The 20,524-nt window shown below is 38.4% G+C and carries 15 protein-coding genes; 7 read left to right on the top strand and 8 right to left on the bottom strand.

What is annotated here, in order from left to right:
• Positions 1 to 153: 153 nt before the first annotated feature.
• From OK025_RS23535 to OK025_RS23525, 3 genes are all read right to left on the bottom strand, one after another.
• Complete coding sequence (locus OK025_RS23535) at positions 154 to 1,377, bottom strand: hypothetical protein (protein ID WP_317667184.1); 1,224 nt, start codon at positions 1,375 to 1,377, stop codon at positions 154 to 156.
• A 204-nt stretch (positions 1,378 to 1,581) separates the two neighbouring features.
• Complete coding sequence (locus OK025_RS23530) at positions 1,582 to 2,889, bottom strand: serine hydrolase domain-containing protein (protein ID WP_317667183.1); 1,308 nt, start codon at positions 2,887 to 2,889, stop codon at positions 1,582 to 1,584.
• A 74-nt stretch (positions 2,890 to 2,963) separates the two neighbouring features.
• The gene (locus tag OK025_RS23525) at positions 2,964 to 3,788 is read right to left on the bottom strand and encodes an AraC family transcriptional regulator (RefSeq protein ID WP_317667182.1); all 825 of its coding nucleotides are present in this window, start codon (positions 3,786 to 3,788) and stop codon (positions 2,964 to 2,966) included.
• Positions 3,789 to 4,004: 216 nt separating this feature from the next.
• Between OK025_RS23525 and OK025_RS23520 the strand changes: the two genes are divergently transcribed.
• Positions 4,005 to 4,817 (top strand): class I SAM-dependent methyltransferase, encoded by an 813-nt coding sequence (locus tag OK025_RS23520; protein ID WP_317667181.1) that lies wholly within the window; start codon positions 4,005 to 4,007, stop codon positions 4,815 to 4,817.
• 27 nt (positions 4,818 to 4,844) lie between these two features.
• Here OK025_RS23520 and OK025_RS23515 read toward each other — a convergent pair whose 3' ends face one another.
• On the bottom strand, positions 4,845 to 5,261 hold the full coding sequence (locus OK025_RS23515; RefSeq protein WP_317667180.1) for a hypothetical protein: 417 nt from the start codon (positions 5,259 to 5,261) through the stop codon (positions 4,845 to 4,847).
• Positions 5,262 to 5,521: 260 nt separating this feature from the next.
• On the opposite strand from OK025_RS23515, the gene OK025_RS23510 reads away from it, so the two are divergent.
• The 3 genes from OK025_RS23510 to OK025_RS23500 all read left to right on the top strand — a co-directional run bounded on the left by OK025_RS23510 (position 5,522) and on the right by OK025_RS23500 (position 10,478).
• The gene (locus tag OK025_RS23510; protein WP_317667179.1) at positions 5,522 to 7,609 is read left to right on the top strand and encodes a DNRLRE domain-containing protein; all 2,088 of its coding nucleotides are present in this window, start codon (positions 5,522 to 5,524) and stop codon (positions 7,607 to 7,609) included.
• Between the two features lie 274 nt (positions 7,610 to 7,883).
• On the top strand, positions 7,884 to 9,005 hold the full coding sequence (locus OK025_RS23505) for a vWA domain-containing protein (protein WP_317667178.1): 1,122 nt from the start codon (positions 7,884 to 7,886) through the stop codon (positions 9,003 to 9,005).
• A 6-nt stretch (positions 9,006 to 9,011) separates the two neighbouring features.
• Entirely contained in the window at positions 9,012 to 10,478 is a 1,467-nt protein-coding gene (locus OK025_RS23500) for a sigma 54-interacting transcriptional regulator (RefSeq protein WP_317667177.1), read from the top strand.
• Between the two features lie 94 nt (positions 10,479 to 10,572).
• On the opposite strand, the gene OK025_RS23495 is transcribed toward OK025_RS23500, so the two are convergent.
• Positions 10,573 to 11,295, bottom strand: coding sequence for a DUF3667 domain-containing protein (locus OK025_RS23495; RefSeq protein ID WP_317667176.1), 723 nt, complete (start codon positions 11,293 to 11,295; stop codon positions 10,573 to 10,575).
• 638 nt (positions 11,296 to 11,933) lie between these two features.
• Between OK025_RS23495 and OK025_RS23490 the strand changes: the two genes are divergently transcribed.
• The 3 genes from OK025_RS23490 to OK025_RS23480 all read left to right on the top strand — a co-directional run bounded on the left by OK025_RS23490 (position 11,934) and on the right by OK025_RS23480 (position 15,478).
• Positions 11,934 to 12,278, top strand: coding sequence for a GIY-YIG nuclease family protein (locus OK025_RS23490; protein WP_317667175.1), 345 nt, complete (start codon positions 11,934 to 11,936; stop codon positions 12,276 to 12,278).
• Between the two features lies 1 nt (position 12,279).
• Positions 12,280 to 12,705: a hypothetical protein gene (locus OK025_RS23485; protein ID WP_317667174.1), complete on the top strand. Its 426-nt coding sequence runs from the start codon at positions 12,280 to 12,282 to the stop codon at positions 12,703 to 12,705.
• An 892-nt stretch (positions 12,706 to 13,597) separates the two neighbouring features.
• On the top strand, positions 13,598 to 15,478 hold the full coding sequence (locus OK025_RS23480; RefSeq protein ID WP_317667173.1) for an MGH1-like glycoside hydrolase domain-containing protein: 1,881 nt from the start codon (positions 13,598 to 13,600) through the stop codon (positions 15,476 to 15,478).
• Between the two features lie 231 nt (positions 15,479 to 15,709).
• Here OK025_RS23480 and OK025_RS23475 read toward each other — a convergent pair whose 3' ends face one another.
• From OK025_RS23475 to OK025_RS23465, 3 genes are all read right to left on the bottom strand, one after another.
• On the bottom strand, positions 15,710 to 17,515 hold the full coding sequence (locus OK025_RS23475; RefSeq protein ID WP_317667172.1) for an ABC transporter ATP-binding protein: 1,806 nt from the start codon (positions 17,513 to 17,515) through the stop codon (positions 15,710 to 15,712).
• Positions 17,515 to 19,257: an ABC transporter ATP-binding protein gene (locus tag OK025_RS23470; RefSeq protein WP_317667171.1), complete on the bottom strand. Its 1,743-nt coding sequence runs from the start codon at positions 19,255 to 19,257 to the stop codon at positions 17,515 to 17,517. The genes OK025_RS23475 and OK025_RS23470 overlap by 1 nt, the downstream gene beginning before the upstream one ends.
• A gap of 114 nt (positions 19,258 to 19,371) precedes the next feature.
• Positions 19,372 to 20,193 (bottom strand): ATP-binding protein, encoded by an 822-nt coding sequence (locus OK025_RS23465; RefSeq protein WP_317667170.1) that lies wholly within the window; start codon positions 20,191 to 20,193, stop codon positions 19,372 to 19,374.
• Positions 20,194 to 20,524 lie beyond the last annotated feature (331 nt).

The following is a 20,524-nucleotide window of genomic DNA, read 5'->3' as shown; positions in this document are numbered from 1 at the left end:
AATTTTTAACTAGGATCCAATGGCTGTTAAATTGGATATATTTTCACAAAAAAGCGATTTGTTCTAATATAGTCATTATTTTGGACAGCGAAAAGTAGGTTTGTATTTTGAACGCTTCATGTTTGCCGAAATTTAGCGGCACCAAGCTACAAATCACTTCTTTGTAATTAAATAAAGTTTGTTGCGTTGGTTGGTGAAAAGTTGATAATTTAAAGCTGGATTTGCATAAAAGCCATATGCATTAAATTGGTCGGTATTCTCAAAGGTTAGTGTGCCGATGTTTTTATTGTTGATGTCGACTTGAGACCAATGCCATTTTTCGTCCAGGTATAAGCTGTCTTTAAATCTTAAGGTGTCATTTTCGACAATAAGCTGTGAGAATAGGCAGCCTTGCCAAAGGTCTCCTTTTTCATATTTCCCCGTTTTGACGTCATGTCTATTGCGAACACGTTTGATTTTCTGATAATAAACTGATCTAATGTTAGGGGGAGTAGTATTCGTTACCCATTCATTCTTATCCCAGTGACCAAAAAGATCATTTACGGTACGGCCCTTAGATGAGCTTTGTGGGACTAAATTATTATCATCCGATATGTTTTCGTAGAATACATACCAGTTATCGTCTATAAAATAAGTTCGCTTCGTATAGCTTTTCGAATTGCTTTGATCGGAATGATAGATTTTCTCTGACAGCAGATAAATGGCTTTACTTTCAATATCATTTAGTTTTTGGCCTTGTTGATCTGCGGGCCAGTTGAGATTTGCGTTGAATACTTCAATTGTTTTTTTTGTAGTATCTCCGTTCAATGGCCAGCTGCGAAAGTAATGTTTGGAAACGTTGATCAAATACCCCTCAAATAAAATTTCTGAATCGTCATCCTTATCCTGCTTAAAGGAGTATTCATCAATCTGATCGCCATCTTTATCCAGTTTATAGAATGTATGAATAACTGTTGATGGACTGTCAGTGTCGGTTGCACCGGTTAAACAATGAATGATTAATTCATTGTTTTTAGTCAAAAACTGATCTATAGGGTGGTCACTTGCCTTGAAGAGTATGATTTCATGTTTCCCAAACTGGTTTTTTAGCTTATTGATGTCATCATATTTGCTGTATTCATTTGGCAGTTTTGAGGAGTGTAAAAAGTTTTGAAGCCTAATATCGATATCAAAAATACCATTTGTATAAATAATAGTGCATGCGATCAGGGCACATCCCAGTAAGTAGTACTTCAAATTGCGTGTATCCTTTACCAGCAAAAAGAAATGAAAAAATATCCAGCTCAGTACACAAACAAAAGGTGAAAAAATAATATAACTCAACTTTTCACTGCTGCTTAGATCAAAAACGAAAAAACTGATGAGATATGCCGTCATAAAGATTAGGCATAATATAAAAGACTTCGATAACAGTTTCTTTTTGGCTTTCTTCGGTTCCTGATCTATCTGTTGCAATATCTTATAATTTAGTATACGCTATATCCGATCTAACGCTGGACCGATATAGGTGTAATTTAACTTTTTTCTTTAAGGTTTCAAATAATAAATTAAAATCGTTATTCCAGCAGCATGCATAGCGTTTCATTCATTTCTATTGGATCGTGGGAAAACTTCCTTAACTCCACCTTTTGTTAAAATATTGGAATTGTAGCCATCTGTTTTGTCTTCAACAAACTCGATCGTTCTGTCGTTGTCGTCTGCTCTGAAAAATTTTGTTTTAGACTCGGGAATGAGTTCAATATCCGCATCATTATAATAGAGTTTGCCACCAATTTTTAATATTCGTATTTTTCCATACTCACCCACATAGTTATTGTATATGGTTGTATCTATTTTGGCGCGATGATGTTTGTAGGGGATTTCCACTTCTTTACCAAAGGCAATTGCTGAAAGGCCGTAACCTATGATATGGGAGGCTGAGCCGTTATTAGAAAGGACAGTGACAAAGAGTTTGTCGTCAGTAAATCGATTAAAAGAAGTCATTGTCCCAAAGAATCCGCCGTCATGTGCAATCAAATAATGTCCGTGATTATAAAATGGATTGATAATGAATCCATAGCCCCAATTTTCGGAGTTATATGGTGTAAACATTTTTTTCTTCATCGCCGCTGATAGGATCGATGTTCCATAAAGAGCTTGGTCCCAAATGGCTAGATCTTCAACGGTTGAATAAATACCGTCGTGACCTTGGTTAATCTCCCAGTTGATATAGGGGTTATGGATAAAACCTTGGTCATTATGATAATATACTTTTGCTTTTTTCGTCACGATGGATTCATTGTTACTAACTCCGGTGTTCTTCATCCCAGCTTTATCAAATATATTTTTCTTTAAAAAAGTAGCGTAATGCTCACCGGAGACTTTTTCAATAATCTTTGCTAACAAATAATAACCGATATTACTATAGGCGCTATTTGTTCCCGGTGAGAATTCGAAAGGAATTTTCTTGATGGCTGCATAAGCAGAATCGCGACTTATGCTACTTAACGCGATTTCTTTGAAACCCATAGCAAGTCCGGGGCTGTGTGACAACAACATGTGGATGCTGATGCTATCGGCTTTCGGATAATCGGGGAAAAATTTACTGAGTTTATCATTTAGGGATAACCGCCCATTGTCGACGAGCTGTAAAATCGCGGCTGCGGTAAATTGTTTTGTGACCGATGCCAACTGGAATTTAGTATCTAACGTGTTTTTTATATTCCATTCATAATCTGCCAAACCATAGGCTTTTTTTAATAAAATAGCGCCATTTTTCATGACAAGAACTGTTCCACTGAAATTATTTACATCAGCTTGTGCCTGCATATAGGCTGCAAGCTTAGCTGATGTTTTTTCTTGGGCTACAAGAAAAACTGGGCAAAGCATAAGTAGGATTAAAAGCTTCATAACGTATTGTATAAATAATTATGGAGCAATGTTACTGTTTAATAAAATAGTGTGATTGTATTTTTGTAAACCTGCTAAATAAAAATCCATTTTATCTGGCTCCGTTCGAGATTAGCTATTTTGGAAAAGAAAACTTTTGGCGTAAATCCTGTTAATTTTTTAAAATCTCTAATCATGTGGGATTGATCGAAATAATCCAGGTTATAAGACAGACCTATTTTGCTGCTATCTTCGAGGTGGCTTTGAATTGCAGCTCTAAATCTGATGATTTTTTTGAATTGAGAGGGTGTTTTACAGAGATGTTGATCAAATTGCTTATTTATGGTTGTTCTCGATCTTCTTGTTTTTAGCGAAAATTCTGACATCGATTGATTGACGTTGCGTGTATCTAACATTTCGGTCATTATGTTTTCGAGCAACGCATTTTCAAATGGCCAAAATTTTGATATCCAATAGTGTTCTAATGCCTTGATCCGCTCGTCCTGGTCATCTATGGACAGGATGGATCTCATAGCATCTTTATAATCCAGGTGTGGGTTAAAATCGGGAAATGTTCCGCTGTTATAATCGCTTAAATCATTGGGTATAAAAGCATTTATCCCAAGAGGTTTGAAGTAAGTGGTTATTTCATTTATTTTCCCCTCGTAACTCACTAAAACAGGTTCATTAAAATTGCATACAAGGTTTGTTTCTATCGAATTGGATGGACAATGCTTCGTAATCACCTTGTTTGGGCTTACCATCGTTTGGGTCTGCTCACTTATCGTCACAATGGTGTAAATACTCGGAAATGTAAAATATGCCGTCGCTTTTTCTGCGTCAGTTTTCTCAAGTATATAGAAGCATTCAATATATTTTTTTAGGAGTAAGCTCTCTGGTCTATATATTTTTATCGTCATCTCTTTTCTTCATATAAATAGGCTTTGTTCTTGCCTCATCCTTTTAAACTTGAACGTATTTGATAATCGATTTAAATATAGACAACCTTTATGATAATTTTCACCAAGCTTTATTTCTTAAAACACATATTTTTAGATTGAGGAAAGGATGAATCCGATAGAAATTAATTTTTATTGTAATTTAGTAGCTAATTAACCGCTTAATTAAAAAACAAAATGAACGATTTGAACCCGGAAGAGAATTACATCGCAATAAACAAACACTCGTGGAATAACAGAACGGATACGCATTTAAAATCAGATTTTTACAATCTAACAGGATTTTTAAAAGGGGAGACTTCGCTGAATTCAATTGAGTTAGCATTATTGGGTGATATCAGTGGGAAAAAAATATTACACTTACAATGTCATTTCGGACAGGATACAATTTCTTTGAGTAGACTTGGCGCAAAAGTTACTGGTGTTGACCTATCTGACAAGGCTATAGAAAGTGCGCGCGAAATTGCGAAAGATACGCATGCTGATGTGCAGTTTATCTGTTGTGATCTATATGAGCTTGAGAGTCATCTTGATGAACAATTTGATCTAGTCTTTACAAGTTACGGAACGATTACTTGGTTACCTGATTTAGATAAATGGGCGAAAATAATTTCACGTTTCTTGAAACCGAAAGGGAAGTTTATTTTTGTCGAGTTTCATCCAGTTGTTTGGATGTTCGATGACAATTTTGATAAAATTGGTTATAATTATTTTAATATTGCTCCAATTGTTGAGACAGAGCAGGGAACCTATGCCGATAAAGATGCCGCTATTTCGCAGTCCTATGTCACCTGGAATCATAGTATGAGTGAGGTCGTTGGTGCTTTACTTCATAATGGGCTGAACATTCAAGACCTGAACGAATTTGACTATTCACCTTATCCTATTTTTAAACACATGACAGAGCTAGATCCTAAAAAATTCAGAATAGCCCATTTGGGAAATAAGATTCCGATGGTCTATTCTATTGTTGCGCGTAAAAGTGAATAAATAAAATTCTGGGAATCGACCTGGTACTTATTTCTTTTTCAAATAACGATTTATCATGGGGCTAAAATCTATTTTGGATGAAACCTGAATATGTTCTGCTAATACTGAGGCGGGAAATTCATCCAAAGTTTTGAAATTAATACAGCCTTTTTGAAACTTGGCCTTTGGTATTTTTAATTTTAGTTCTTCCATTAATTCGGGGTTAGTATAGATGACCAAGGAATGGAATGAAATATAATTCTTCGCGACTGTTAACCCGTATTTAAATACGCCTTGTTCACTAAAGCTGATTGCATTTGGGTTTGACATGAATTTTCCAAAGTTTTCCGAAACGGTATTGTCATTTTCTGATATTGCTTTCCGAAATTGACGAATTATTTGTTGCTCAGTGTCTGAAAGTGTATCAATATATTGATCTATTTCCATTAATTTTTTATTGTCCATAAAAGCTGTAGCTGTTCACTAAAAGTATTAAATTTTCTTTTATATCGATGTAGGTTGACATAAAAAGATCCGACAATTTATTTTCGATAGATTTTGATCTGTCTTTAAAATTTTACCCCTCTTTATTTGTGATTTTACCCCTTTTGGTTGATGGGTTATTTATAATTTAATGTTATTAATCAAATTATAAAATTCGTATTCGTCGGAATTAGAATACGTCTGTAAAAATTATAACAAATTATAAAACAAAAAACAACATTATGAGAAAATTTATGACGGCGGTTTCTATTGGAGTCATTGGGCTACTGAGCTGCCAAAAATCCGTTCAACTAGATTCTCCGACATCGCTAAAAATAAAAGCGAAGGCGAATCTGGCAAGTGTGGGCAATACTTACTACATAGATCCCAGCGGAAACGATGATAGCACAGGAATGAGCACAACTACAGCATGGAGAACATTGGCCAAAATTAATGCCTCGGTTTTTGGCCCCGGCGACCGTATCTTATTCAAGAGCGGAGGTGTATGGAATGACACTTTGCATATGAAAAATTCGGGAACGGCTGAAGCTCCCATTATCATAGATAAATATGGCGGTGATGTTCGTCCGATTATCAACGGCGGTGGAAAGAGGAATGGATCAAATGCGCTATACCTTAATAAAGTATCCTATTTTGAAGTAAATAACCTCGAACTGACGAATACCATCGCAAGCGGGACAAGTTATGCCGCCACGGGGATCCGCGTGATTGGAGGCAGTTCTGCAGGAACAGCAATCAGCAATGTCTCCATTAGAAATTGTTATGTCCATGACGTCAATGGTGCTATCGATGGACAGACCAATTATAACAAAAGTTCTGGCGGGATTATCTTAGACGGTAAAATATATGGGGCTTTGGTACAAAGTTGTCATGTCGCCAATTGTTCCGTTGAAGGGATAAGGACCACTGGCGATAGGGCTATGGCGGCAAGATCAAAAGATATTATTATCGATAACAATTTGATTGAATATATCTACGGCGACGGTATCGTTATGTCAGGCGTGACGGGAGGAAGTAAAATTACACACAATACGGTGTATAAGGCATGTATGAACACAGGCTCTGAAAATTATGCCGGTATTTGGACAATTGGCAGCTTGAATACGCTGGTGGCTTATAATGAGGTTTACGGTATGACAGGCGGAGGGGCCAACGATGGAGTCGCGTTCGATGCCGATGGCTATGATACCAATTCAGTAACCGATGGAGATATCTTCGAATACAATTATTCGCATGATAATAACGGTGGATTTATGCTTTTTATGAACCAGTCTAAGAATATTAAAGTCCGCTACAACATTTCTGTCAACGATATCGGTACAACAAGGTTAAAGAAGCTCTTTTTGATCGAAAAAACAACATACGATTCCCGTGAGATTTATAATAATGTATTCTTTATCAAAAATCCGACCGCCAGCCTGTTTAACGTCATGAATGGCGTGAGTTCAGGAAAGCCTTATGCAACATTTTCAAATAATATTTTTTACACGACCTCGACCATTAGTAGTCTGTCTACCCAGGCCGATAACGGATTGAAGTTTAACAATAATTGTTTATTTCCGTCAAGTACATTTACATCATTGAACTGGGGAACTACCGTGCGGAACAACAATTTCTATGAAGATCCGGTATTTGTCAATCCAATTGGTGGAAACGGCCTTGACGCTGCAAAAGGTTATGATGTCGGTTCCGGTTCGGCTGCCCTTAATGCTGGTGTATTTATAAGTAACAATGGGGGCGAGGATTTTGCTGGAAATGCGCTGCCGTTGGGTAATCCAGATGTTGGAGCGTTTCAGCATGTTGTTGTAGCCAATGCGGGAAGTTCTCTTGCCGATGCCTATGTCCGTAACGGTACCTATGCGGGTACAAATTATGGAACTACAGCTGATCTTGTCATCAAATCCGACGCTACATCTTACGCGCGTAAAGCATACGCTAAATTTGATATTGCGATGATTACTAAACCTAAAGTGAGTTCGGCAAAATTAAAAATGTATGTTGCAGGAGTGAATACAGCACCACAACGGACTATTAATATTTATACGACCTCCACGACATCATGGTTAGAAAATAGCATTAATTGGAACAATGCACCGATGGATACGGTACTTGTCGGTAAGATTTCTGTTTCAGGGATAGGTTTACAGACCATCGACGTCACCTCGGCCATTAACAGATTGCTTACTGGTACTGATCGTAAAGTATCCTTTCTATTTTTAAATACAGCTGCGGCTTCTTCTACAAATGATATGTCTTTTAGTAGCAGGGAAGCAACCGCCAATAAGCCAACGTTGGAACTGCTTTATTAACCCGGTACTTATTTCAGGCATAATTCTCTTGTATTTAGAATAACCGGATCAAAAAGCCGCAAGGAATACCAATTCTTTGCGGCTTTTGACTGGAGAGCGTAAAGGCCTGAAACTAATTCCTCAGTGGAAGTTGTCGCTCGTGCGTCATACTATAGCCAGTTTTTAAAGTTAAATGGACATAAGGTGCTCACAAAAATTATTATTTCGTAAATTCATACTATGAAGCATCCGATACACTATTTGGATAGCTTCGTCATACTAATAAAAGGAATGCATGAAAAGCACGAAACGAAATAAAGGTTTTATCTTCAAACAATATGAAGCGCCGTTTCAAACGCCTTTTGATAAATTATTTGACATTTTCAAAGAACTGATTACCCATACCTCAGGTGATTTTGATGAAGCCATTGACTGGCTTAGGCAATTGGATAAAGAGTTCAAACTGACGACTCCAGCCTATACGATAGATGATTTTATTGCGGATCTGAAGGATAAAGGTTATATCCGAGAAAAAGTGGAGTTTGGTGGTGAAGGTGGAGTAGATATTACCTCAAAGCTGGAGAAAGCCTTGCGTCAGCATGCCTTGGACCAAATTTTTGGGAAAATGAGGAAAGGGAAATCAGGCAATCATAAAACCAATCACCAGGGACGGAGTGACGAAAATATGGGCGATTTCAGAAATTATCAGTACGGAGATGGCCTGGAGAAAATAGTTTTGACAGAGAGCTTGAAAAACGCACAGATCAATCATGGGATAGGCGAGTTTGCCTTATCAGAAAATGATCTCGTCGTAGAAGATACACAGTTTAAGTCGCAGATGAGTACAGTGTTGATGATCGATATCAGCCATAGTATGATTTTATACGGGGAGGATCGGATCACTCCTGCAAAAAAAGTAGCGATGGCTTTATCGGAACTTATTTTGACCCGATATCCGAAAGATTCACTTGACGTTATTGTCTTCGGAAACGATGCATGGCCTATTGCGATAAAAGACCTGCCTTATTTGCAAGTTGGACCATTTCATACCAATACGGTCGCAGGCTTAAAGCTAGCGATGGACTTACTAAGGCGAAAACGGCATGCGAATAAGCAAATATTTATGATAACCGATGGGAAACCGAGCTGTTTAAATATGCCGGACGGTACTTATTATAAAAATCCTATGGGCTTGGATCTTTTTATCACTAGCAAGTGCTATAGTATGGCGGCGCAAGCCCGAAAGCTGGGAATACCAATTACAACCTTTATGATTGCTTCGGATCCTTATCTACAGCAATTTGTCGACGAGTTTACAGCTTCAAATCAAGGGAAGGCTTATTACACGGGACTTGGGGATCTAGGCGAAATGATTTTTGAGGATTACGAAGAAAATCGAAAAAAAAGAATACGATAAGAATATATGGATTACACGAAGATTACAACATTTGGTGCATTAAAAACTTCGGGTTATAAACCTAAAACAATAAAAGAAGAATTGCGTCAGAATCTGATTACAAAAATAAAGGCGGGCGAAACCGTGTTCAATGGAGTACATGGTTATGAAGATACCGTTATTCCAGAACTTGAAAGAGCAATTCTCTCCAAACACAACATTAATTTCTTGGGCCTTCGCGGTCAGGCGAAAACACGTTTGGCTAGGCTCATGGTCAACTTATTGGATGAATATGTGCCTGTGGTTCAGGGCTCAGAGATTAATGATGATCCGTTTAACCCCATATCGCGTTATGCGCTAGAACTTCTGAAGGAGAAAGGCGACGATACACCGATAAGCTGGCTTGGTCGAGGTGATCGTTTTGCAGAGAAGCTGGCCACACCAGATGTGACGGTCGCTGATTTGATCGGTGATGTAGATCCCATCAAAGCCGCAAATTTAAAACTGAGCTATGCAGACGATCGTGTGATTCATTTTGGTATGATTCCAAGGGCAAACCGTTCCATATTTGTCATTAACGAGCTGCCTGATCTTCAAGCTAGAATCCAAGTAGCTCTCTTCAATATATTGCAAGAGGGCGATATTCAGATCCGTGGTTTTAAGTTACGCTTACCGTTAGATGTACAATTTATATTTACTGCGAATCCGGAGGATTATACCAATAGAGGAAGTATTGTGACGCCGCTGAAAGATCGCATTGGATCGCAGATACTCACACATTACCCTGCATCGGTTGAGATAGCAAAGGCGATTACTGCGCAGGAGGCGAACTTAGAAGCGGCCCAAAAAGAGCAGATATACGTCCCTGAGCTGGCTAGGGAATTGATTGAGCAGATAAGTTTTGAAGCACGAAATAGTGAATATGTTGATGAAAAGAGTGGCGTGAGTGCGCGTATGAGTATTACCGCATTTCAAAACTTATTAAGTACCGCTGAATTGCGCATGCTCAGAAGTGGTGCGCAAGCAACAGCAGTGCGGCTGAGTGATTTTATGGGTATTGTGCCCGCGATAACAGGTAAAGTTGAGCTCGTTTATGAAGGCGAACAGGAAGGAGCGGATATCGTCGCAGTGCAGCTGATAGAAAACGCGATTAAAAACCTTTTTCCGATTTTATTCCCAAAAATTGAGAAACTGGAAAGAGAAAACGAGCGTTATCCCTACCATGATATTGTTCGTTGGTTTTCAGAATCAGAGGGGATCGAATTATCTGATGAACTCGACGATTTAGCGTATGAGCAGGTTTTGGATCAAGTGACGCCTATTCATGCGTTAATTCAGCAATACCAACCGGAAACGAAGTCTGAAGATCTCCACTTTCTGACCGAATTCGTATTATGGGGGCTTACCCTCAATAATAAATTAAGTAAATATAGACTGGGGACCGGCCTTCAGTTTCAAGACAACTTTCAGGGATATCTGAGAAATAATCTCTAACAGGAACTAGCAGCATAATGGGTAAGTTTATCGTGTAAACTTACCCATCTGCTTTTTAACAAGGTTTAATAAGGAAGGAAATTGAGTGCATAAACTATCTTTTCATTAAAATTAAGTCAATTGATAGACCGATAATAAAGATTGCTACGGTAAATGATACATATCCTAAAATATAAATTGCGAGTGCCTTTAAATAACTCGGTATTTTGTAGGGATCGAAAAATTGCCCAATAGCCCATACGCTATATAACATAGCGACAATGCTCGCCTGTACCATAACGCTCATATGGGTTACACCCTCAATTATTGCAAAAACGGTGTAGATCAACATCGTCATTCCCAAAATAAAACACAATAGGATAACAATTTCAAAAAGATTAAAACCATATTTTTTAAAAAATAGCTTCGCCCAGAAAGCGATAAACAATCCTATGATGATATTGACATATCCATAATGGCTTTGGATCCAGAGATATATCGAACCCGTTGTTGAATGTTGGGATTCGTAATAACTTACATATTTATCTTCAACATGGAAAATATGACTTACAATAGAATATATCAATGAAGTGATGATGATAAAAATAATGGGTTTTACTAATCGGCTTCGATTTTCAGCAATATACTTTCGTACATTTTTTCCAGGAGTGGTGATCAATTCACGAATCGTGTACAATATTCCGCGCTCGAAATGAAGGACATGTTCTATTTCGTGAACGATATAATGTGCATCAATTCTTTTAAGGACCGCTGGCTGTCCACATTTTGGACAGAAATTCAATGTTATATCAGTCCCACAGTTTTTGCAATTTGTCATGTTTATACTATGCTATAGGTAATAAATTTGCTAATATTTTAGGATTCTATCTTTGTCCTGTTATGTAGATCGTTGGCTTTTGCTTTTTATTGATTAGAATTTGTCCAAAAATATTATAGATTATGTCAATCAGTGCTACACCCAGGTGTAGTTTTCTAGTAATTCCCTTTTCTAATGGAGGAAATGGAAACAGTAGGAGAGTTTTGTATCTTTATTTTGGCGCCTTTATTAGGATATAATCATTGAATCGACTGAATATTTTGGTTCTCTATAAATTGTTTATAGGAAATTATTATATTTGCAAAATGCTTGAATAGTCAAGTATTTTGCAAATATAATAATATGACCGCAATTAGTACGATGCTGAACATTATAAAAGTTCAATCTATCATCACCAAAAAGTTTGATGGATTGAGCTTACATGGACTGAACCTTACAGACTTTATGATCCTACAGTACATATTTTAAGTCAGGCTCCCAGTAACTGGCTATGGTGAATTGATCCAGCAGAGCCTACGGGGCTAAAGGCCTCAGGGATTACATGAATGATTTCTCCTATGAAAAAGATTGAGCTTCTTGTAAAAGGGTAATAAAGAGATGCTGGAGGTAGCGTGAGGAAATTTATAATTTTAAAACACATGAACAAAATAGACAAAAAACAATTGAAAGCAGAATTCCTGGAGAGTAAACCATTAATGGGAGTTTTAACAATTTACAATAATGCTGAAAATAAAATATATATCGCCGATAGCATGAATTTAACGGCTCTTTCCAATAGAATCAGATTTATGTTAAACATGGGGCAATTTGACAAAAAAAGTTTACAGGCAGATTGGAACCGATTGGGTGAAGGAAATTTCCTGTTTGAAAATGCAGTTATTATTCCATTTGAAAACGACAAAATCATTGATTATAAAAAAGTCGTACTTCACGCCGCAACGGAGTTGAAGAATAAAGTGAGTGAAACAACAAGTACTTATTGATATGACAAGAAAGACATATTTGTATCCCAATTATGAAGCCGGAAGGAACCTGGCATTGAAAAATATCCAAGGTCCCATTGTAAATCTCAATTTAATTCGGCTAAGGAAAATCGCGGACTATACTAATTTTCCGGAGATTGCACCGATCAAAGAAATCTCGGGATACGAAGCTTTTATGAATTATATACAGCTAGCAAAGCCTTATGTGGAAGAAAGCGGCGGTGAGCTACTTTTTGTTGGGCAAGGTGAACGGTTTCTGATCGGCCCCGATCAGGAACAGTGGGATATCTGTATGCTGATTAAACAGAAAAGTGTGTCCGATTTTTTTTCGTTTGAACAAAACCCAGCGTATATGAAGATTATTGGGCATCGGATTGCCGGTATCTCGGATTCAAGACTTCTACCTTTGGCAGTTGTCCCATTTTAAATTATTTATTAGTGGAAGCTTAAACAGCCTATTCTTTTCACTGATAGAGAAATGATATTTATCTGATGACGAGGATATTTGAATAATCCCTATCAATTCCTTTGTTCGAGCTAATCTCTATTGAAACAAATAGCAGATGTGATCATTTTAGTCTCAGGAATTGATGGAGGTTGTGGTGATGTAAATGTTTTTTTAACGGGGAGATAAAGAAGCCACAGTGGAAATTGGGGCAAACGTTGGGAAATAACCGGTTAGTCAAAAAAATGTGGAACGACTTGGTCGTTCCACAAAATGTTTTTCATTGTAGTATTGTAGGATTTTTTACAGTATTCTTATTGAATCAATTAGGAAGTTTAAAATGATGAGATAGGCATCTCCATTCATTTTAGCAATTACTTCTCTTGAGTCAAGTTTACTTATAGGGCAAATTTAGCCTAGAATAGCAGTAGAAAAAATATGAAAAACATACTTTTTTATGTGAAAATGGGAAATTATCCATTTTCAGGATCTTCTGGGCAATATTAGGTTGTGGTTTATTAAAATGAGTTATTGGAAATGATGCTATCGGAAAACCAGTTCACTAAGATTCCGATTCATCGTCGACAGAGGAATATAGGCCAAAATAGGTTTATATATGATACATTGTATCAATTTTATACGGATTTGTTTTACAATGTTGAATTTTCATAAATATTCTGTTGATTAGCCGTTATTTGTTATAGTCGTTATCGGATCATGTGTTTAACTTTTCCAAAAATTGCTTAGGCTATTTTAGAGAATTACCGTAATGGAAGCCGATGAGCTTCGTATTGATTCTTTGGTATTTACGTTAAAGCGTATTCTTTAAGCTATAGCAAATGAATTATGAAATATTTCTATCTAATATTAGCACATGAAAAGACAACATCATTCCGTTTTTCTAAAGTCTATTGTTTTAAGCTGCACAGCATTTTTGTTTCTATGTGTTCTTTTTTCGTGTTCGATTAATCGAGGACTTGAGAGTAATCAGGAATTGATATATCTTCACGAGCTTAATCGTTTAAAAGAAGCTGCTAAAAATAATTTGGTGGACAATATAGAAGAATTTAATTCTTACAAGGAACGGCCAAAATCGGATGGTCCATTTAACGAATCCAACAATCAGGAATTTTTAGTCAACAACATACCCTATTTTGAGAGTTCCAACGACACTTTAAGTCGTGTGTATAATTACCGCTGGTGGATGATAAGCAAGCATCTTCGAGATTACTACGATCCACATGATTTAAAGAATTATTGGGTTATTACGGAGTTTTTTGGCTATCCGGCCTGGGGATCTTTGAGTGGGGCTATTACTTGTCCAACCGCGCATCAGTTTTATGATGTACGCTGGCTTCGCGATCCCAAATATCTTCAATCTTATGCCGAATATTTTATGCTTGGATCAGCTTCCAAATTAAATCAGCGAGAAAATGGTAATTTTTTAACCCATCTGAGCAGGCCAGAAAGTGTTCATTTTTCGAGTTGGATGGTCGATGGTATTGAGTCATTTTTAAAAATCCATCCAGATAAGACCTGGACGCAAAAGATGCTTCCGGCGATGGAGACCCATCAGCACCTTTTGGATAGTCTCTTCACTGTAAAAAATGCCAAAGCGAAGACAGACGGTATGTATAAAGTTCTGGATCTGTACGATGGCATGGAGTTTAGTCTTTCGGCGGTACTTGGCTTAATAGAAAGTAATGGGCCTTATGATATTTATACCGATAGCACATGGAGAGATCTTTACTTAGGCTGGGAAACAACAGACGAGGCCGCGAAAACGAAGGCGGCGAAAAACTTTCCATTGGCATTTACCAAAGGCTACCCCGATTTTTATTTGGTTCGCCCTTCCGTTGGAAGTTATTCGTTTGGAAATACTAACGCTTTGTATAACCTCTATCGATTGGAAGAACAACAAAATCCAACAAGTGAGAATAAGAGGAAAGAGGCCCATTATAAGGCGAGGGCACAGGAAATACAGCAAAAATTTCTCCGGACGCTTTGGAACTCAGAAGACGGTTTTTTCAATACCTTTACAGCCGGTGATAATGCTTATGGTGTTCGGGATTACGAAGCTCGGGTGGGGGAATCCGTGGGGTATACCCCCTGGTATTTCAATATGATACCGGCTGAGGACAATAAAAAGTATGAAGTAGCCTGGGCGATGTTTACTTCTGAAAAAGGTTTCAATAACCATAAAGGAATGACCACGGCAGAAAGACAACATCCCTATTATAATGAGCAGGCTTATGCCTGGAACGGCAGAGGATGGCCTTTTCAAAACTCGGTTGTCTATAAGGCATACAGTAACTATTTAAGAAATTATAAGAATCAAATCACTGCACAGGACAAAGAGACCCTCTATGAACAAATTATGAAGCTTACACGACTGCACGATTATGCGCACCCAAATATCGGTGAATGGTATATACCAAGTGAAGGTGGGCAATTTGGTGGACAGCAAGATTATTTTCATTCAACCTATCCAGACATGATCATAGCAGATCTCATTGGGTTTAAAGGGATGCACAGCAACGGCTTCCAAATTCAGCCGTTAATACCTGCGGGCAAGATGGATTATTTTTACCTCGGCAATTTAACTTATCATGGGAAAACGATCGACATTGTTTGGAAAGAAGACTGGGATGAAAACAAATTTGGAAAACAGCCTATGTTATGTATTTGGGTTGATCATGTTCTAAAGGCGACCAGTAAGGAGCTTGATGTCAAAATAGACGTAAATTTAGATTAAGCGAGACATTCTATCTTGCAAAAAGAGAAGTCATTGGGCTATTCACTATTTTTTTGGGGATCGGAAATATTATCCCAGACTAAAAGGGAAATACAGGGGATAGGTATTGTGTATTCGAAAGGACCAGGATGGGCTGCTTCGAGCCGAAATTGATGCTATCCAAAAACCTTAAACTTCTTCGTGGTCGCTTTTGAATCGGCGGGTAATGACATAATCATTTAAAAGATATGCTTAATCAAATTGTCCCATATACAAACGATAGTATTTTCCTTGTTGTTTTAGAAGTTCTGCATGTGAACCGAATTCTGCAATTGCTCCCTTTTCGATCAGACAGATGACGTCGGCGTTCCTAATGGTGGAGAGTCTGTGTGCTATGACGAAGCTGGTTTTGTTTTGCATCAATCGGTCAATTCCTTCCTGAATAGCGATTTCAGTTCGTGTATCGATCGAGCTGGTCGCTTCATCCAATATTAAAATTGGCGTATTGGCCACTGTTGCCCGGGCGATGTTAATTAGCTGTCGCTGTCCCTGACTCAGATTAGCCCCGTCATTGGTCAATTGGGTTTTATACCCTTGAGGCAATTGCATGATAAAGCTATCTGCGGCAGCAAGCTTTGCTGCCGCTATCACTTCATCATCCGTTGCGGTTAACCTGCCATAACGGATGTTTTCCATAACCGTATCGGTAAACAAATGGGTGTCCTGAAATACAATAGACAATTTTTTACGTAGTTCATTACGATCCAACTTAAAAATCGATGTCTTGTCTAAAAGAATATTCCCGGATAGCAAAGGGTAGAAGCGAGGTAGCAAATTGATAATTGTCGACTTGCCGGCACCGGTCTCACCCACGAAAGCGATCTTTTGTCCTGGTTTTACGTCAAGGTCGATATCAAATAAAACCTGTTTTTCGGGTACATATCCAAAATTTACATGCGATAGTGTTACTTGACCATGAATTGGGGCCGGCATTGGTAGCGGATCTATCGTTTCACTTTCGGGAGCAGCGTCAATAACGGCGAAAATACGTTCTGCGCCCGCAAGAGCTGCCTGTAAGCTGTTGTACTGGCTGGAAATCTCATTTACAGGCCGGCCAAATTGCCGTGCATACTGTAAAAATGCAGTTAATCCCCCTAAATCGAATCCACGTGTGATCACTAGAATACCACCTGCGATGGTAGTCAGCGCGTAGTTAATGGTGCTCATATTCGCCATCAAAGGCATCATCATTCCAGAATAAAACTGAGCCTTTGTTGCTTTTTCCCGCAGTACTTGATTAAGCTGCTCAAACTGTTCGATGGCGGCGTTTTCGTGGCCAAAAACCTTCACTACCTTTTGTCCGCTGATCATTTCCTCCACATAGCCATTCGCATTGCCAAGTGCAGCTTGGTTGGCGGCAAAAAAACGCTTGCTTTTGTTGATGATCAATTTCGCCAGATATAACATCAGCGGAATCATGATCAATGCAATAATCGATAGGATAGGGCTAATATACACCATGAGGGCAAGTGTCCCCACCAACGTAATTGAGCTGATTAAAAGCTGTGTAATACTATTATTTAGGGCGTCGCTTACTGTATCCATGTCATTGGTGAAACGACTCATCAGATCGCCATGCTGATGGGTATCGTAAAATTGCAAAGGGAGGTATTGCATGCGGTCGAACAGATCATTTCGGATGTTAGAAATCGTTTTCTGTGCAACTTTTATGGTTAGGCGGTATTGCAACATGTTGAAAATTCCTGTAGCGATATAAATTCCGATCATGACTAGAGCAATATGTCCTAGACCAACAAGATCTTTTTTGAGGACATAATTGTTGATCGCAGGCCGTAAAAGGTAGTTGCCTGCCAGTATTCCTGCAGTTCCCAATAAGAGTGAAATTAAAATTAGCAGGAGCATCAGCCGTTGTGAAGAAAGGTAGCGCATCAATCGCAATAAAGCCTTAAATCCTTGCTGGGGCTTCTCATTTTTAATGCGTCTAGAATTACCGGGGCCTGGTAAACTCACGGGGATGGATTTGTTTGAGGTACTCATTAGGCTTCTTCTTTTTGCAGGTGTTGGGATTGATAAATTTCCTGATAGCTGGTATTTGTTTGCAGAAGTACATCGTGTGATCCGGCACCGACAATGCGGCCTTCTTCCATGACCAATATTTGGTCGGCATGCATGACGCTCGAAATACGCTGTGCGATAATCAATAGTGTGGTGTTCTGCAGATAATTTTTTAAACCTTCACGTATTTTTCGATCGGTATCGATATCCACAGCACTTGTACTGTCGTCCATAATCAAGATTTTAGGTTTCTTCAATAAAGCCCTGGCAATACATATGCGTTGTTTTTGTCCTCCTGAAACATTGACGCCTCCTTGTCCCAGAAGTGTCTGATAGCCGCTGGGAAAGGAGCGTATAAAATCGTCTGCACAAGCAATCTCGGCAGCGGCATAAATATCCTCTTCTGTTGCCTGCTCATTTCCCCATTTGAGATTTTCTAAAATAGTTCCTGAAAAAAGTTGGTTCTGCTGCAACACAATAGCAATCTGGCTGCGAAGTTCCTGTAGTTGATAATTTCTGACATCGATGCCATCTACTAAAACGGCACCTTCAGACACATCATATAGTCGTGGAATTAATTGTACCAAAGTGCTCTTTCCCGAACCTGTGCCACCTATGATTGCTAAAGTAGTCGCAGGCTTTACTTCGAAACTAATATTGTCAAGGTTGGGTTTTTCACTTTGTAAGTTATAACGGAAAGTGACTTGCTTAAATGCGATCCGTCCCGCGGTGATGGCGTTTCTATTTTGGAGGCCTTCCGCAGTATCCGTTAAGGAGGGTTGTTTCTCTAAAACTTCTTCAATTCTATCGCCAGAAGCGATTGCCCTTGAAATCATCATGAATGTCAATGAAAGGAGCATCAGAGATATTAGGATCTGCGTGATATAACTTAGAAATGACATCAGTCCACCCAGCGCGAGCGTTCCAGTCATTACTTTCTGGCCACCAAACCAGGTTACGGCAACAAGCGACAAGCCCATCACCAATTGCATGACGGGCATGATAAGGACAACGATGCTGGAAGCTTTGGTGGCAACATTCATCAGATCGAAATTTACTTTGTCAAATTTCTTTTTCTCAAAATCCTGTCGTACAAAAGCTTTTACCACCCGCACATTGAGCAGATTTTCCTGCACAACACTATTGACACGATCAACCGCCTGCTGCATCTTGATAAAAAAGGGGAGCCCTTTACGTAATAAAATGAAAATACTTAAGGCCAATACAGGCAATGCAATGGCCATCACAATGGACAGATCCTTATTAATAGAAATCGCAAAAATAATGGCAAAAACCATCATCAGGGGTGCCCTTAGGAGCATACGTAGGCACATCATCATGACTTGCTGCATTATATTGGTGTCGTTGGTGAGCCGTGTTGTAAGCGACGCTGAAGTGAAGTAATCGGTATCCGCAAAAGCAAAAGATTGTATTTTTCGAAATAGGGCAGTCCGGAGATTCGTGGCAAAACCCACAGACGCATGTGCAGAGTAATAGATGTTGCACAAATTGGCAACGATAGCAACGATGGCTAATCCGATCATGGCCAATCCAATTTTCAAAATGTAGTTGATATCTTTATGCAAGATTCCGTCGTCGACTATGATAGACATCAGACGAGGTTGTACAATTTCGCAAAATACATCAATCACAACGAAAAAAGGAATAATCAAAAAAGCCTTTCTAAATGACTTGGTATAAGGTGTAAACGTGGAAAGCTTCATCTGCTTATGGGGCCATTAATTTATGTTTTAAATTAACTAAATCTGGGCTTTTATTCAAAAAATACCACCAGAAGTTTTCTTGTTTCGTTAATTTTTAACGCTCATAATTATCACTTAGTCCAGTTTGTAAGCCTGCACGCTGTTACTCCTGACGGTAGGCACATAAAGCATACCTGAAGATTTGTCGTAGCCGATATCGGCAGCGTTTATTTTTTTGTCCCGTGTGTCAAGTAATACTGAATTAGAACCGTCAGTTTTAACATGATAAATAAGTCCTTGCCAACCGGAAACTATAAATTCATTGGGTTTAATCTGCACGATGCCATCTAGACCGCCTTCCATACCTTTTGAAATTACGGTAGTTTTCTTATCTTGATCTATCTTAACAAGTGCGCCATCCGATAGCACATACAAGTCTTTTCCGACTGCCAGTAACCCGTTTGCACCTTTGAGATTTTCTGCATACAGCATAGGAGAGTCGTTTTCAATGCGATAGACTTTTCCAAGTCGCGTATCACTTACATAAACGATACCCTTTGAGTCAACGGTAATGTCGTTGAGTAGCTCAGTGCCATCAATGGTAATTCTTTTGATGATACTTGCTTTATCCGTATCGATGACGGCAATTGATTTAGAGAATGCTTCAGCCGCATAGAGCCGGTTTTTGTGGATTCCTATGCCCAAGACGGCATTGAGTCCTGTAACCCAATCTCGTTTGATAAATTTTCCGTCCATATTCAGTTTACTGATGAATGCTGTAGTGTTAGGTTCGAAAGCAATCGTATTTGAAACATAGAGTACTTTGTTTTTGGCATCTACCCAAACGGACTCTGGAGATCTTAGTGTGGTGTCCGACTGCCATTGAGGCGTTAAAGACTTCTGTCCAAATAGGACTTGTACAAACATGATCAGGGTCAATGTTAACGTAATTTTCATAGAAAATCGGATTGAGGTTTATATTAGTTTAATTTATTCGAGTTAAATCACGATCACCCAAGAGGATTTTTGGCTCTCCGTTAAAGAAGAAATAGCTGCAGTCAGAAAAAATCTACCATTGAGTTCGTTTAATATACAGAATTTAGATCATATTGTTTTCTTTTTTCGAAAGAAGACCTCATTGGATCGCTTAGATTAATTACTTCTTTATAAATAAACTGGTGTAGCATTTATTTTCAATATACGGCAAAATTGCTGTATGCCCACTAAAAATATCTATAAATAATTTTTCGTTTCATACAGATTTATTGAACTTATTAATTTCTTGTTA

It is taken from the genome of Sphingobacterium sp. UGAL515B_05 (genome assembly GCF_033097525.1).
GTDB lineage: Bacteria > Bacteroidota > Bacteroidia > Sphingobacteriales > Sphingobacteriaceae > Sphingobacterium.
The sequence above is the reverse complement of the archived record's forward strand: the minus strand, read 5'-3'. Positions and strand labels throughout refer to the sequence as shown.

Bases quoted from the DNA above. Each gene is read 5' to 3' on its own strand.
- OK025_RS23535 (WP_317667184.1), bottom strand. From the start codon at position 1,377: ATGACGGCATATCTCATCAGTTTTTTCGTTTTTGATCTAAGCAGCAGT.
- OK025_RS23530 (WP_317667183.1), bottom strand. From the start codon at position 2,889: ATGAAGCTTTTAATCCTACTTATGCTTTGCCCAGTTTTTCTTGTAGCC.
- OK025_RS23525 (WP_317667182.1), bottom strand. From the start codon at position 3,788: ATGACGATAAAAATATATAGACCAGAGAGCTTACTCCTAAAAAAATAT.
- OK025_RS23520 (WP_317667181.1), top strand. From the start codon at position 4,005: ATGAACGATTTGAACCCGGAAGAGAATTACATCGCAATAAACAAACAC.
- OK025_RS23515 (WP_317667180.1), bottom strand. From the start codon at position 5,261: ATGGACAATAAAAAATTAATGGAAATAGATCAATATATTGATACACTT.
- OK025_RS23510 (WP_317667179.1), top strand. From the start codon at position 5,522: ATGAGAAAATTTATGACGGCGGTTTCTATTGGAGTCATTGGGCTACTG.
- OK025_RS23505 (WP_317667178.1), top strand. From the start codon at position 7,884: ATGAAAAGCACGAAACGAAATAAAGGTTTTATCTTCAAACAATATGAA.
- OK025_RS23500 (WP_317667177.1), top strand. From the start codon at position 9,012: ATGGATTACACGAAGATTACAACATTTGGTGCATTAAAAACTTCGGGT.
- OK025_RS23495 (WP_317667176.1), bottom strand. From the start codon at position 11,295: ATGACAAATTGCAAAAACTGTGGGACTGATATAACATTGAATTTCTGT.
- OK025_RS23490 (WP_317667175.1), top strand. From the start codon at position 11,934: ATGAACAAAATAGACAAAAAACAATTGAAAGCAGAATTCCTGGAGAGT.
- OK025_RS23485 (WP_317667174.1), top strand. From the start codon at position 12,280: ATGACAAGAAAGACATATTTGTATCCCAATTATGAAGCCGGAAGGAAC.
- OK025_RS23480 (WP_317667173.1), top strand. From the start codon at position 13,598: ATGAAAAGACAACATCATTCCGTTTTTCTAAAGTCTATTGTTTTAAGC.
- OK025_RS23475 (WP_317667172.1), bottom strand. From the start codon at position 17,515: ATGAGTACCTCAAACAAATCCATCCCCGTGAGTTTACCAGGCCCCGGT.
- OK025_RS23470 (WP_317667171.1), bottom strand. From the start codon at position 19,257: ATGAAGCTTTCCACGTTTACACCTTATACCAAGTCATTTAGAAAGGCT.
- OK025_RS23465 (WP_317667170.1), bottom strand. From the start codon at position 20,193: ATGAAAATTACGTTAACATTGACCCTGATCATGTTTGTACAAGTCCTA.